Annotated in this window: 14 protein-coding genes; 7 read left to right on the top strand and 7 right to left on the bottom strand. The window is 69.9% G+C overall.

Features of this window, described 5'->3' with window-relative positions; all coding sequences use genetic code 11:
• Position 1 precedes the first annotated feature (1 nt).
• Positions 2-595 carry a hypothetical protein gene (locus tag ACMGFH_RS00690; protein ID WP_415380854.1) on the bottom strand — a complete coding sequence of 198 codons (594 nt, stop codon included), beginning with the start codon at positions 593-595 and terminating at the stop codon, positions 2-4.
• A 74-nt stretch (positions 596-669) separates the two neighbouring features.
• Between ACMGFH_RS00690 and ACMGFH_RS00685 the strand changes: the two genes are divergently transcribed.
• The gene (locus ACMGFH_RS00685; RefSeq protein ID WP_415380853.1) at positions 670-1,446 is read left to right on the top strand and encodes a methionyl-tRNA formyltransferase; all 777 of its coding nucleotides are present in this window, start codon (positions 670-672) and stop codon (positions 1,444-1,446) included.
• A 20-nt stretch (positions 1,447-1,466) separates the two neighbouring features.
• On the opposite strand, the gene ACMGFH_RS00680 is transcribed toward ACMGFH_RS00685, so the two are convergent.
• Positions 1,467-1,742, bottom strand: a complete 276-nt coding sequence (locus ACMGFH_RS00680) for a hypothetical protein (protein ID WP_415380852.1) — start codon at positions 1,740-1,742, stop codon at positions 1,467-1,469.
• Between the two features lie 113 nt (positions 1,743-1,855).
• Between ACMGFH_RS00680 and ACMGFH_RS00675 the strand changes: the two genes are divergently transcribed.
• Complete coding sequence (locus tag ACMGFH_RS00675; protein ID WP_415380851.1) at positions 1,856-2,137, top strand: PadR family transcriptional regulator; 282 nt, start codon at positions 1,856-1,858, stop codon at positions 2,135-2,137.
• A 31-nt stretch (positions 2,138-2,168) separates the two neighbouring features.
• Here ACMGFH_RS00675 and ACMGFH_RS00670 read toward each other — a convergent pair whose 3' ends face one another.
• Entirely contained in the window at positions 2,169-3,503 is a 1,335-nt protein-coding gene (locus tag ACMGFH_RS00670) for a DUF6298 domain-containing protein (protein WP_415380850.1), read from the bottom strand.
• A gap of 95 nt (positions 3,504-3,598) precedes the next feature.
• Here ACMGFH_RS00670 and ACMGFH_RS00665 point away from each other — a divergent pair, with 95 nt between their 5' ends.
• Positions 3,599-4,690: an aldo/keto reductase gene (locus tag ACMGFH_RS00665; RefSeq protein ID WP_415380849.1), complete on the top strand. Its 1,092-nt coding sequence runs from the start codon at positions 3,599-3,601 to the stop codon at positions 4,688-4,690.
• A gap of 89 nt (positions 4,691-4,779) precedes the next feature.
• Here the strand turns inward: ACMGFH_RS00665 and ACMGFH_RS00660 are convergent, their stop codons facing one another.
• The gene (locus tag ACMGFH_RS00660) at positions 4,780-4,950 is read right to left on the bottom strand and encodes an HVO_0758 family zinc finger protein (protein ID WP_274325010.1); all 171 of its coding nucleotides are present in this window, start codon (positions 4,948-4,950) and stop codon (positions 4,780-4,782) included.
• Between the two features lie 146 nt (positions 4,951-5,096).
• Here ACMGFH_RS00660 and ACMGFH_RS00655 point away from each other — a divergent pair, with 146 nt between their 5' ends.
• The 3 genes from ACMGFH_RS00655 (at position 5,097) to ACMGFH_RS00645 (ending at position 8,644) form a co-directional block, all read left to right on the top strand.
• Positions 5,097-6,272 carry an MFS transporter gene (locus tag ACMGFH_RS00655; protein WP_415380848.1) on the top strand — a complete coding sequence of 392 codons (1,176 nt, stop codon included), beginning with the start codon at positions 5,097-5,099 and terminating at the stop codon, positions 6,270-6,272.
• Between the two features lie 87 nt (positions 6,273-6,359).
• Positions 6,360-7,460 (top strand): glycosyl transferase family 2, encoded by a 1,101-nt coding sequence (locus ACMGFH_RS00650; protein WP_415380847.1) that lies wholly within the window; start codon positions 6,360-6,362, stop codon positions 7,458-7,460.
• Between the two features lie 74 nt (positions 7,461-7,534).
• A complete protein-coding gene (locus tag ACMGFH_RS00645; RefSeq protein WP_415380846.1) occupies positions 7,535-8,644 on the top strand; it encodes a molybdopterin-dependent oxidoreductase in 1,110 nt (369 codons plus the stop codon).
• 27 nt (positions 8,645-8,671) lie between these two features.
• On the opposite strand, the gene ACMGFH_RS00640 is transcribed toward ACMGFH_RS00645, so the two are convergent.
• The 3 genes from ACMGFH_RS00640 to ACMGFH_RS00630 all read right to left on the bottom strand — a co-directional run bounded on the left by ACMGFH_RS00640 (position 8,672) and on the right by ACMGFH_RS00630 (position 10,939).
• Positions 8,672-9,301 carry an HAD family hydrolase gene (locus ACMGFH_RS00640; protein ID WP_415380845.1) on the bottom strand — a complete coding sequence of 210 codons (630 nt, stop codon included), beginning with the start codon at positions 9,299-9,301 and terminating at the stop codon, positions 8,672-8,674.
• A 635-nt stretch (positions 9,302-9,936) separates the two neighbouring features.
• Positions 9,937-10,356, bottom strand: coding sequence for an RNA-binding domain-containing protein (locus tag ACMGFH_RS00635; RefSeq protein ID WP_415380844.1), 420 nt, complete (start codon positions 10,354-10,356; stop codon positions 9,937-9,939).
• A gap of 13 nt (positions 10,357-10,369) precedes the next feature.
• Positions 10,370-10,939 (bottom strand): AAA family ATPase, encoded by a 570-nt coding sequence (locus ACMGFH_RS00630; RefSeq protein ID WP_415380843.1) that lies wholly within the window; start codon positions 10,937-10,939, stop codon positions 10,370-10,372.
• A gap of 152 nt (positions 10,940-11,091) precedes the next feature.
• Between ACMGFH_RS00630 and ACMGFH_RS00625 the strand changes: the two genes are divergently transcribed.
• Positions 11,092-12,231 carry a complex I subunit 1/NuoH family protein gene (locus ACMGFH_RS00625; RefSeq protein WP_415380842.1) on the top strand — a complete coding sequence of 380 codons (1,140 nt, stop codon included), beginning with the start codon at positions 11,092-11,094 and terminating at the stop codon, positions 12,229-12,231.
• Positions 12,232-12,308: the final 77 nt, after the last annotated feature.

The raw sequence follows: 12,308 nt of genomic DNA, 5'->3' as shown, positions 1-12,308 counted from the left end.
GTCACTCCGCGACGCGCTGGAGATGCCCATTATGGAGCCACGCCCGGTACGCGCCGCGGAGCCCCCGCGGGTCGCGCAGCCGGACGAACGTGTGCGGAAACCCGCCGGGCAGCATCACGTCGGCCGTGCGCAGCGGTTCGTCCGGTAACCCCCCGTCGCTCCGGGGGTCACCGGCCAGCGGGTCGAACACGGCGCCGAACTCGGGAGTGTGGCCGGCCTGATGGACCCTGACGACGGTCGGTGCACGCGGCGGGACGTACACGTCGTTTCCGAGCGTGTACCCCCGGAGGAAGTCCGATTCGACCCACAGCCGGACGCCCCGGAAGAGCGAGCCGTCTTCCGGGTCGGCGTCGGGCGATCCGTCTGGGCCGTGGTGGGCGTCGAACCCGCGGAGGTAGTCGGGCCAGGACCGCTCGTGTTCGGTCACGACCGGGTCGGTCGCCGGCGGATCGGTCGCCGACTGACCGCCCGTCGACTGACCGGCAGGCGGCACGGGGGCGCGAGTGGTGACGAGCCGGTTCCAGGCGACGACGACCGGGACCGCGAGCAGGCCGACCGCAGTCAGCAGGAGGGCGCGGGCGGACCAACGTGTCATATTCGCTACCGCTCGGGAGCCCGGCATATGTCTTGTGGCGTGACAGCTATGTCGGCGGCCGCCCTGGTCCCGCCGTGCGCGTCGTCCTGTTCACCTCGGAGGAACCGCTCTACCTCCCGCGATACCTCCGCCCGGTCCTGCGCTCCCACGCCGAGTCGATCGCCGCCGTCGTCCTCGCGCCGCCCCGACAACCGCGCCACGAGCAGGTGCTGAACTACCTGCGGACGTTCGGCCCCGGGGCGTTCCCACGGGTGGGCCTGCGCTTCGCCCGCGGGAAACTCCTCGATACGCTCTCGCCGGCACTCCAGCGAACCGCGACCGGCCGCTACCACGGCGTCGCGTCCCTCGCGTGCGACCACGGCGTCCCGGTCAGGCGAGCCCCGGACACCGCCGACACGGCTTTCCTGGAGTGGTTCCGCGAGGTCGACCCGGACGTCGCTCTCTCGGTTATCTGCGGGCAGCGGTTGCCCGCGGCCGTCCTCGACGTCCCGGACGAGGCCGTCAACGTCCACGGGTCGCTCCTGCCGAAGTACCGGGGGCGCGCGACGGCGTTCTGGCCGCTGTACTACGGCGACGAGGAGTCCGGCGTCACCGCCCACCTGATGACCGAGTCGTTCGACGCCGGTCCCATCGTCGAGCAGCGTCCGTTCCCGATCGAGCCAGACGACTCGATGCACGACCTCTCGCTGAAGATCGCCGCCACCGGCGGACCGCTGGCCGTCGCCCTCCTCGACCGGTACCCGAAGGGGTTCGAGACGCGCCCGAACCTCACGGAGCCGGACGACTACCACACGCTTCCGACGCCCCCAGAGCGGCGCGAGTTCCGGCGACGGGGCAACGAGTTCCTGTAGGTCTCCGTCCGCCGCTCGGTTTACATCCCCATGTCAGCCGCCGCGTCGGGGACCGGCAGATCGTGGGGCTCGACGCCGAGCAGTTCGGCGGCGTGGTCCAGCGCCATGTCGAACCCGTAGTAGCGCTCCAGTTCGTCGCCGTCAGCGCTCGGCCGGACTTTCAGCATGGCGTAGCCCTCGACGTTCTGGGCGACCGCCGCCGTCCGGCCGTCGCGCTCGAAGGTCAGCAGCCGTTCGGTGTCGGTCTCCTCGTAGCGGGCCGTGATCCCGTCGCTCGCCGCGGTCGCGTCGGTCATTGTCGTTTCTCGGGACCGCCGGTAGTCGTAGGCTTCGATCTCCGCCGGCCCTGCCGAGGACTGTTCGGCCGGCAACCGCAAGAGTCGAACCGTGGCCGGACACACGGGCGTGTATGACCAAGTGGCTCCAGAGCGGGCGCCGCCGGGACCTGACGATCATCCTCGCCGGGGAGGGGCCGCTCCACGGCCAGGCGCTCAAGTCGCGGCTCGAATCCCACTACGACGAGCGGATCGAACCGCGCTCGTTCTACGGCGCGCTCGACACGCTCGTGGACAACGGCCACCTCGAACTCCGGGAGGCGGGCATCCACGACGAGTACGCGCTCACCGACGCCGGCCGCCGGATGGTCGAGGAGCAGTTCGCGTGGATGGCCGAGCACGTCGACGGAGAGTAGCTCGCCCCTGCACGGTCCACCCGGTCGCCGGTCACGGTTCGGCGGTGAGGACGACGACCTGATTGGGCCGTTCCGGGGGGTTCACCGAGAGTTCAGACGTGACCTCGACCGTCTCCTCGTCCGTCCACGCGGCCGCTTCGGCGTCGAGATTCCGGAGTCGATACGACCCCGCTTCGACGTCGAGCGTGGCGTCGCCGCCGTCGGGGAAGTAGACGACGTAAGCATCCCCCGGGTCGGCGACACAGTAGGCTTCGTCGGGAGCCGCGGCGGCCAGCAGGTCCTCCCGCGGCGTCAGGGCGGGGAAGTCGACGACCTGCTCGATCGCTCGAACCGACCGGATCTGCGTCAGCGCTCGCTCGCTCCCGCCGATCCCCCAGCCCTCGTCGCCGCCCGCGACCTGTCTGTGGAACCGGCACGCGGCGCACCCGCCGAGGACGTTCCGCCAGAACCACCGGACCGCCTGGTCGGCGTCCCCGGCGGCGTCTTTCCCGCCGTCGAAGCCGCCGTAGATCTTCACGTTGTTGAACGGGCGCGCCCCGACGGCGTCCTCGACATTCGTGCGCCACGCCTGGAGGGTGTCCCAGTGGTCCTGCCCGCTCGCGCCCGCGAAGTGCTGGTTGTGCTGGGACACCTCGACGTATGAGAACGCGTCGGGATGGTCAACGACCTTCTCGACTGACTCGCCCGGGTTCATGTTCATGTTGGCGACCTCGACGTGGACCCCGCGCTCCTCGGCCCGGTCCGACACGTGTTCGGCCCAGTGCAGTTCCCACTCGATCCCGGCCCACCCCTCGTTGGTGACGTTGTAGATGACGTTCCCGTAGTCGAGCGTGTGCTCGAGGACCCGGTCGACGAACCGTTCCTGGTGGGTGAGCACGGGCTCGTTGTCCTCCTCGACGGTTCTGAAGAAGGCGATGCGGTCCTGCCAGTGGTCGCCGCCCGTCACGGGCAGCGAGTCCTCGGGGAGGGTGTCGTTGTTGACCGGGTTCCAGGCGTGCTCGTCCCACCTGGACCCGGCCAGGTCGTGCTGGTCCCAGAGCGTCAGCTCGACGACGACGTCGCGCTCGGCAGTCGCGTCGAGGAACGCGGCGAGCCGATCCCAGTAGTCGTCGTTCCAGCGTTCGAGGTCGTACGTCCCGTCCTCGTTTCGTGCGAACGGCGGGACGTCCCCGTCCTTGCGGTCCGACATCGTGTTGCGGACGAAGTTCCCGCCGGCTTCGACGAGGTCGTCGAGGTGGTCCTCCAGTCGCGCGCCGGTCCACTGGAAGAGGTTGTCCTTGTCCGTCCCGCCGAGGAGGACGATCGGCTCGTCGCCGTCCGACCAGTACCACGGGTTCTCGGAGGACGGCCTGATTCGCTCGGTCATACGCGGTTCGTTGCGGGAGGCAACAATAAATCGCCCGCTGGCTCACAGTACGGTCGAGATGGCACGCTTTTCCCCGCCGGGGCCGAACCGCCGGTATGGTCACCAGGGACGCGACGTGGGCGTACCGCGACGAGTTCGGCGACCGGTTCGCCCGGACCTACTTCCGACGGTTCGGCGAGGGCGTCGTCTCCAGTATCGGCGTGGGCACCTACCTCGGCGACCCGACCGACGAGGCCGACGACGCCTACCGTGAGGCAATCGTCGAAGCGCTCGAAAACGGCGTCAGCGTCGTCGACACCGCCATCAACTACCGCAACCAGCGCAGCGAGCGCGTCGTCGGCCGAGCTATCGAGGAGGCCGATATCGATCGGGAGGCCGCACTCGTCGCGACCAAGGGCGGGTTCGTCCCGTTCGACGGCGAGCGACCCGACGATCCGGGCCAGTGGATCCATCGGGAGTACGTCGACACCGGCATCGTGGACACGGATGACCTCGTGGCGGGACAGCACTGCATCGCGCCCGGATACATCGACGACCAGCTCGACCGGTCGCTGGAGAACCTCGGCCTCGATACCATCGATCTGTACTACGTCCACAACCCGGAGACGCAACTGGCCGAGCGCTCGCCCGACGAAGTGTACGACCAACTCGAAGACACGTTCACGCGACTGGAAGAGCGGGCCGCCGACGGGGACATCCGGCAGTACGGCGTCGCGACGTGGGAGGCGTTCCGGGTGCCGGCCGACGACGACAGCTACCTCTCGCTGGCGGAGGTCGTCTCGCGGGCGCGGGAAGCGGCCAAGCGCGCGAACAACGCGGCGACGCACTTCCGGGCGGTCCAGTTACCGTTCAACGTCGTGATGGCCGACGCGTTCACCGTGGAGGCCCAGGAGGGCAGCGACGGCACGCAGTCGACGCTGTGGTTCGCCCACGACGCGGGCCTGAACGTCTTCACCAGCGCGTCGCTCGCGCAGGGACGGCTCGCCTCGGCGGGGCTCCCCGAAGACGTCGCCGAGCGGGTGGCGGGCGAGACGAGCGCCCAGAAGGCGATCAACTTCGCCCGGAGCGCGCCGGGTGTCACCTGTTCGCTGGTCGGAATGGGGTCTCCCGAACACGTCGCCGAGAACGTCGCGGCGGGGACGCACCCGCCGCTGGGCGCGGACTCGTTCGACGCGGTCTTCGAGTGACCGGCGATGCCAGGCTGTAGGGGCCTACGGAACGGACGACCGAGAGAAACGGGCTGCTGTCTGGGGGGCGTTCGACGGCGGGAACGCGTCTATCCCACTTTCTTCCACTTGTTGCCGCATTCGGGACAGACCCGGACGGTCCCGATCTCGTCGGGGTCGTTCTCCGTCCCGAGCTCCTCGCCGCACTCGCTGCAGGCGAGTCGCTCGTAGACGTCTTTCTCGATCTCGCCCGAACGGAGCCCCTTCCGGACCGATTTCATGGGCGGGGGTACGACACGGACTCTCAAAAACCCCATGCATAGATCTGACGCACCGAGGTCCTCGCGGTCCGGCGATACGCCGGAACGGCGGTCGGATCGCCGGTCGCAGTCGCAACGCTTGAACGGCCGCGCACTAACCCCGGGGTGTGACCCGCCGCCACCTCTTCGGCTCGCTGTGCGGGATGGTGTTCGTCGTCAACCTCGGTCGGGTCGTGTTCGCGCCGCTGCTCGACCCGCTCCGGGCGGCGCTCGCCGTCGACGCCTCCGCCGTCGGCCTGCTCGCCTCGCTGGTCTGGGTCGGCAGCGCCGTCCCGCGCATCCCGACCGGATACCTCCTGACCCGCGTCCCGCGCCACGCCGTCGTCTTCGCGACCGGGGCGACGCTGACCGCGGCCACCGCGCTCGCCTCGGTCGCGCCGGGTATCCGCGCGCTCCAGGCCGCGGCGTTCCTCATGGGGGCGGCCGGCGGCGCGTACTTCATCGCCGCCAATCCGCTGGTCAGCGAACTCTACCCCTCCCGCGTCGGCACCGCGCTCGGCGTCCACGGCACGGCCGCGCAGGTCGCCGCCGTCGGCGCCCCGCTGTTCGTCACCGCCGTCCTCGACGCCGGGCGGTGGCCGACCACCTTTCGGGTGATGGCCGTCGGGACGGCCGTCGCGACGGTCGCGTTCACCGTCGCGGCCTGGCGCACTGATCTGCCCGAAGCCGGCAGCGAGGACCAGCAACTGCTCGTCGCCGTCCGCGCCCAGTGGCGCCTCGTCCTCGCCGCCGTCGTCATGCTCGGCGCGACGGGGTTCGTCTGGCAGGGCGTGTTCAACTTCTACCCCACCTACCTCGCGGAGACGAAGTCGCTGACCGAGTCGACCGCGCGGACGGTCCTCTCGGTCGTCTTCGGCGCCGGCGTCCCGGCCATGTTCCTCTCCGGCCGGCTCGCCGACCGCCTCGACGTGGTCCGGTACCTCCTCGCGCTGCTCGGCGGGTTCGTGGCCGTCCTGCTCGCGCTGACTGCGGTATCGGGGCTCCTCGCGGTGGTCGGCATAAGCCTCGCGCTCGGCTACGTCACCCACAGCCTCTTCCCGGCGATAGACACCTACCTGCTCGGATCGCTCCCGGATCGCCACCGCGCGAGCGCCTACGCCGCCTACTCGGGGACGATGATGTTCGTCCAGGCCGGCGGCTCCTACGCAGTCGGCTTCCTCCGCGACGCCGACGTGGCCTTCGACCTGATATTCCGGACGTTCGCCGGCGGACTGGTCCTCGTCCTCGCCGCCCTCGTCGTCGCCCAGCGGACCGGGCGACTCCCCAGCGGTGCGCGCGCATGAATCCACCGCGCCGGCCCGCAGTCATCGGCCGACGGTCGCCCGTCGAAACAGCGAACTATATGGGAATCGAGGCGTTAGCGGGCGTCGATGGAGTACGTCCAGGAGCGCGTGGCGACGCTGCACGACTTCGGCGACGCGAGCCCCGACGCCCCCGTCGACCGCGCCACTGTCGTCGTGCCCCTGACCGACCGCGACCACGCCAGCCTCGCCGCCGAGCAGGTGCTCTCCACGCTCGGCGACGTCGACCCGCAGTCGGTCCTCGTCGCCCTCCGCGCCGGCGATGGGAACGTCGACGCGGTCCGCGAGTGGGTCGCCTCGATCGACGTCGACGCCGACCTGCTGTGGTGTAACGCGCCGGCCGTCCGGTCGCTGCTCGGCGAGCACGGTCTCGCCGACGGGGCCGGGAAGGGCCGCGACGTGTGGCTCGCGCTCGGGGTCGCCGCCGCCCGGAGCGAGTTCGTCGCCGTCCACGACGCCGACGCGACGACATACGGCCCCGACCACGTCCCTCGCCTGCTCTTCCCGCTCGCCAACGACTACTCGTTCGTCAAGGGCTACTACGCCCGCGTCGAGAACCGCCGCCTCTACGGTCGGCTCTGTCGTCTCCTCTACGAACCCGTCGTCGCCGCGCTCGCCGAGTCGCGCGACGACCCGATCGTCGACTACCTCGGCGCGTTCCGCTACGCGCTCGCCGGCGAGTTCGCCGCCACAAGCGACCTCGTCCGCCGACTCCGCCCACCCCGCGGCTGGGGGCTGGAGGTCGCGACCCTCGGCGACGCCTTCCGCGAGGCCGGGTTCGAGGGCACCGCGCAGGTCGACCTGGGCATCCACGAGCACGACCACCGCGCCGTCAGCGGTCGCGGCGGGCTCTCGGACATGGCCGACGAGGTGGCCGCCGCGTTGTTCCGTGCGCTCGCCGACCACGGGGTCGCCGTCGACCACGACGACCTCCGCGAGCGCTACCGGACGACCGCCCGACGACTCGTCGACCAGTACGCGGCCGACGCCGCGTTCAACGGGCTGGAGTTCGACCGCGCCGACGAGCGCGAGCAGGTCGACGCCTACGCCGAGTCGATCCGCCCACCGGAGGGCGACGACCGACTCCCCGCCTGGACCGAGACGGGGCTGGACCCCGACGAACTCTTCGACGCCTCCCAGCGCGCGCTCGACGGCGTGACCGAAGAGTGAGGATCGGCCGAGAGAACTGAACGCAAATCGAGTCGACCCTGTCAGTCAAGCCCGTCGAGTCCGAACGTCGGGTAATGGGCCGACTGCCGCAGATCGAGCCGCCGCCGCGGGTCGTCGACGCCTCCCTGCTGGCGGCGGTGGTCGTCCTGCTCGCGACGGGCGCGGTGAGTCTCGTCTCCGGGCGGCCCGCAGGCGCCTGGGTGTTCGACGTGCACGCGGTCGCGGGGCTGGCGACCGTCGCCCTGCTGGCGTGGAAACTCCGGCGGGTGCGCCACCGGCTGGCCCCGGACGCGCTGGACGCGACGCGGCTGCTGTCTGCGCTGTTGGGGATCGTGGCGAGCGCCGCGCTGGCGACGGGCATCTGGTGGGTGTTCGGCGGCAGTCTCGACCTCGGACCGTGGGGGCTCCTGAACCTCCACATCGGACTGGGGCTGACCGTCCCGATACTGCTCGCGCTCCACCTCCGTCAGCGGTTCGCGCTGCCGACGCGCCGGTCGGTCGCGGACCGCCGGAACGCGCTGCGGTACGCCGCGCTCGTGGGATCAGGGGCGATAGCCTGGCGCGCGCAGGAGGCGACGAACGCCGTTCTCGGGACGAAAGGCGCGAAGCGACGGTTCACCGGGTCGCGCGAGGAGGGGAGCGACGACGGCAACCGCTTCCCCGTCACCTCGTGGGTCGCCGACGACCCGGACCCCGTCGATCGGTCGTCGTGGTCGCTGACCGTCGACGGAATGGTCGGGGAGCCGCTGGAGCTGTCGGTCGAGGACCGACCTGGCGGTGAGGGGAACGCGGTGGCCGATACCAGCGGCACAGCGCCCGACCAGACGGAGACGCGCGCGCTGCTGGACTGCACGAGCGGGTGGTATTCCGAGCACGACTGGCAGGGCGTCCGCGTCGGTGACCTGCTCGACGCCGCGGGACCGGAATCAGGCGCGGCCTGGGTGCAGTTCCGCTCGGTGACCGGCTATCGCTGGAGTCTCCCGCTCGACGAGGCGCGGGACGCGCTGCTCGCGACCCGCGTCGACGGCCAGCGCCTCTCGCACGGTCACGGCGCGCCGATGCGACTGGTCGCGCCCGGCCGTCGCGGCTTCCAGTGGGTCAAGTGGGTCGAATCCGTCCGCGTGACCCGCCGGCGCGAACTGGGCGAGTGGCTCGCCGTCTTCGTCAGCGGTGTGGACGGGTGAGCGCTGTAGGCGGGCGCCGAACCTGGGTCAGAGCAGCGTCGCGAGCGTCCGGAAGTCGGGAGTGCTGAGGTCTGCGGCGGTCGAGTCGACGTGGACCGTCTCGAAGCCGTGCTCGCGGGCGCCGTCGATGTCCGGCTCGCGGTCGTCGCCGACCATCACGTATGTGTCGGCGTCGACGCGGGCCTTCGCGGCGTCGAAGATGTCTCCATCGGGTTTCGTCGCCTCGATGTCCGGGTCGTGCGAGGCGACGCGCGCGTCGAAGTAATCGAGCAGACCGACATCCTCGACCTTGCCGAACTGGACGTCGGGGATCCCGTTGGTCAGGATCCCGAGCGTGTGGTCTTCCGCGAGTTTCTCGACGGTCGTCTCGACGCCGGGGACCGGTTCGACGGCGTCGAGCTCCGCAGCGACGAGTGCGTCCGCGAGTTTTCGGGGGCCGGCGTCGACGGGATACTCGTCGCAGAGGTCCGCGAACGCTCGATGGTACGGCTCGTCGGCGAACGCGCCGAAGTGGTGGAAGAACCGCTCGTTGTAGTGGGCCAGCCAGTCGTCGGTGGGTGTGGTCTCCGCTCGGTCGAACGCGTCGGCGATGATTTCGCCGTAGTCGCCCGCCCACCTGACCAGCGTCCCGTCCACGTCGAAGAAGATCGCTGCCATGGCTTCGTGGTTGCGGGACTTCGTGAAAAAGGTGATCGAGGGGTGTGATTCGGTGGCACGGATAAACTGTTCCCCGCTGTGGCGCGCGCTGTCGCGGTCTCTGTGCCGCGACGATGCCGTGCGAGGGATGAGTAGCGCAGGGCGAGCGCAAGCGAGTCCCGAGCAACGCAGTCGGCTGGGGAGGCGTGTGGCGCGGTGCTGTGTTGCGAGTGGGACTGAAAGGGGCGAACCGTTCGATGAGCGAGACGACGCAAGCACTGGAGCGAACGCAGTGAGCGAAGCGCGCAACGAGTCGCAGCCGTCGAACGGCTCGGGGCTTTCAGCACAACGGTGTCCGCATTTAGAGGAATAGAAAGCCCCCGGGCGCTGACCGGTCCTGACTCGCTGCGCTCCTCGCTTCGCTCCGGTGCTTGCGTCGTCAGCTACCGGCCAGCGCCCGGCCCCTTTCATTCCCACCCGACGACTACCGCACCACAGCCACATACCTCCCCAGCCGATTGCGCTGCTCGCTCCGCTGCGCTGCTCATCCCTCGCGCAATTCCGTCGCGAGATAAAACTCGCGACAGCGCGCGCCACCTGAAAAATACGGCCAGTTCGTCGCACGGCCGGAGCCGCGCCGACTTTGTCGCGAACGCCTACTCGCCGGGATCGATGGGTTTTCCCTCTTTCGTGGGCGGGGCGACGTGGTCGATGTAGGACTCGGCGTCGGGGTCGTTCACGCGCACGCGAACGTGAATTTCCCCGAGTTCGTCGGGTTCGCCGACGGCGAAGTTGACGACCTCCTGGAACGCTGCCTGTTTCTTCAGCTCGAACGAGAAGGTGTCGCCGCGGAGGTCCTCGAAGAAGGCGCCGCGAGCGGTGTCGAGGATCTCCTGACGGTGGAGGCACTCGGAGAAGTGCTCCATGTCGTGGGCGGTGGCGACGAGTTCGCCGTGCTGGTGGTCGACGTCGGCGCCGGGGAAGAGGTTCGTGACGGCGTCGGCGACTCTGTCGGTGACCTCGGTGTCGTTGACCGGTGCGGTGATCTGGATATCGACGGAGTAGACTGTACTCATGGGTGATCGGTCCTCATTGCTCGTCCGCGATGGCGTCGGGGCCGTCGGAGAGCAGGCGGCGGACGGTCGACTGGAACGCCTCCAGGCTGGCGTCGTTCTCGACGGTGAGGTCGGCCATGGCCATGGCCTCGCCCATCCCGAAACCGAGTTCGCGCTCGTCGCGCTCCTCCATGGACTCGCCGCCCTCCTCGGCGGAGGCGTCGCGGCCGCGGAGGTCGAGGCGCTCGGCACGCAGGTCTTTGGGGGCGTGGACCTCGACGAGGGTGAAGCCGTCGCCGAAGGCCGCGACGAAGCGTTCGACCTCGACGTCCGAGCGGATGCCGTCGACGACGACGGTGTCGGCGCCGTCGAGATGGTCCTCGATCATGGGGAGCGACGCCTCGGCGATGGCGCCCGGTCCGTTCTCCTCGCGGAGGGTGCGCGCCATCTCGCCGTGGTGGGTGGCTGGGTCGAGTCCGCGGTCGCGGCAGGCCTGGCGGATCACGTCGCCCATCGTCACGACGGGGACGCCCGCCTCGCGCGCGACGGCGGCGGCCTCGCTCTTCCCGCTGCCTGGCAGTCCGACGATCCCGATGACTGTCATCGACGGTCCTACTGCCACGCCGCGCATAAGGACTGCGTTGTCGGCCGTGGCGACGGACCGCCGCGTCGCGGACCCACCGGACCGGGGGAGTTCTTAAATCGCCGAAGTAACCCGGCAGCAGGCTTGGGAGCGGTCCGGTCGCAGGAGTACGTATGCAGACCGCGCTACGCGGAGCGGCAGGTGGGATCGCAACGGTCGCGTCGGCGACGGGACCGGTTCTGGGGCGGGTGACGGCGACGCCGGTCGCGCAGACGCTTCCGACGCGGATCGAGCGGACGCTCGGCGTCGGATCGGGTCCGGCGGTGGAGTTTCTGGCTGGACTCGTCGGGGCGACGCTGGTGTGTTCGTTCCTGCTCGGGCTGGCGGCGGTCACGGGGCCCTGGGCGAAGGTGAAGCTCTACGCGGACTTCACCGACCGTCACGGTCCGAACCGTCACGGGCCGTGGGGACTGCTCATCATCGTCTCGCACGTGGTCCGGCTCGTCTCGAAGGAGCTGATCGTCCCCGAGCAGGTGGACCGGCCGGCCTGGGACGTGGGGCCGTTGCTCGTGCCCGTCTCGGCGCTCCTCGGGTTCGCCGTGATTCCCCTCGGTGACGGGCTCCAGCTGGCCGACCCGGAGAGCGGGCTGGCGTACGTGTTCGCGGTCGCGTCGCTGGCGACGCTCGGGGTGGCGATGGCCGGCTACGCCTCGGACAACAAGTTCTCGATGCTGGGCGGGCTGCGCGCGATCGCGACGAACATCGCCTACGAGATCCCGCTGGTCGTCACCGGCGCGTCGGTCGTCCTCTTCGCCGGGTCGCTGCGCCTCTCGACCATCGTCGACGCGCAGGCCGAGACGCTCGTCACTCTCGGTGGGGTGGCGATCCCCTCGTGGTACGCGTTCGTCAATCCCTTCGCGTTCGCGCTGTTCGTCGTCGCCTCGCTCGCGGAGGTCGGGCGCAACCCCTTCGACACGCCCGAGGCGCCCACGGAGATCGTCGCCGGCATCCAGACCGAGTACTCCTCGGTGTACTTCGTCCTCCTCTACCTCGGCGAGTTCCTCCACATCTTCCTCAGCGGCGCCATCATCACGACGATCTTCCTGGGTGGCCCGGCCGGCCCCGTCTTGCCAGGGATCGTCTGGTTCACCGCCAAGATGTGGGCCTTCTTCGCGTTCACCCAGTGGGCGCGCTACTCGATTCCGCGGTTCCGGATCGACCAGATCATCCAGGTCGGCTGGAAGGGGATGCTCGTCTGCGCCTTCGGCAACCTCGTCCTCACCGCCGTCATCGTCGGCGTGTTGGCCACCTGAGGAAATAGGGCGGCCTGCGCCCCGGACAGGCGGGTACGTAAACGGTCGAGCGTACTCGGCCCAACTGCATTACCACT

The organism is Halosimplex rarum, assembly GCF_047715405.1.
GTDB classification, from domain to species: domain Archaea; phylum Halobacteriota; class Halobacteria; order Halobacteriales; family Haloarculaceae; genus Halosimplex; species Halosimplex rarum.
The sequence above is the reverse complement of the archived record's forward strand: the minus strand, read 5'-3'. Positions and strand labels throughout refer to the sequence as shown.

Coding starts and splice junctions, on each gene's coding strand:
- ACMGFH_RS00630 (WP_415380843.1), bottom strand. CDS start 10,939: ATGACAGTCATCGGGATCGTCGGACTGCCAGGCAGCGGGAAGAGCGAG.
- ACMGFH_RS00635 (WP_415380844.1), bottom strand. CDS start 10,356: ATGAGTACAGTCTACTCCGTCGATATCCAGATCACCGCACCGGTCAAC.
- ACMGFH_RS00625 (WP_415380842.1), top strand. CDS start 11,092: ATGCAGACCGCGCTACGCGGAGCGGCAGGTGGGATCGCAACGGTCGCG.
- ACMGFH_RS00690 (WP_415380854.1), bottom strand. CDS start 595: ATGACACGTTGGTCCGCCCGCGCCCTCCTGCTGACTGCGGTCGGCCTG.
- ACMGFH_RS00670 (WP_415380850.1), bottom strand. CDS start 3,503: ATGACCGAGCGAATCAGGCCGTCCTCCGAGAACCCGTGGTACTGGTCG.
- ACMGFH_RS00665 (WP_415380849.1), top strand. CDS start 3,599: ATGGTCACCAGGGACGCGACGTGGGCGTACCGCGACGAGTTCGGCGAC.
- ACMGFH_RS00645 (WP_415380846.1), top strand. CDS start 7,535: ATGGGCCGACTGCCGCAGATCGAGCCGCCGCCGCGGGTCGTCGACGCC.
- ACMGFH_RS00675 (WP_415380851.1), top strand. CDS start 1,856: ATGACCAAGTGGCTCCAGAGCGGGCGCCGCCGGGACCTGACGATCATC.
- ACMGFH_RS00640 (WP_415380845.1), bottom strand. CDS start 9,301: ATGGCAGCGATCTTCTTCGACGTGGACGGGACGCTGGTCAGGTGGGCG.
- ACMGFH_RS00660 (WP_274325010.1), bottom strand. CDS start 4,950: ATGAAATCGGTCCGGAAGGGGCTCCGTTCGGGCGAGATCGAGAAAGAC.
- ACMGFH_RS00680 (WP_415380852.1), bottom strand. CDS start 1,742: ATGACCGACGCGACCGCGGCGAGCGACGGGATCACGGCCCGCTACGAG.
- ACMGFH_RS00650 (WP_415380847.1), top strand. CDS start 6,360: ATGGAGTACGTCCAGGAGCGCGTGGCGACGCTGCACGACTTCGGCGAC.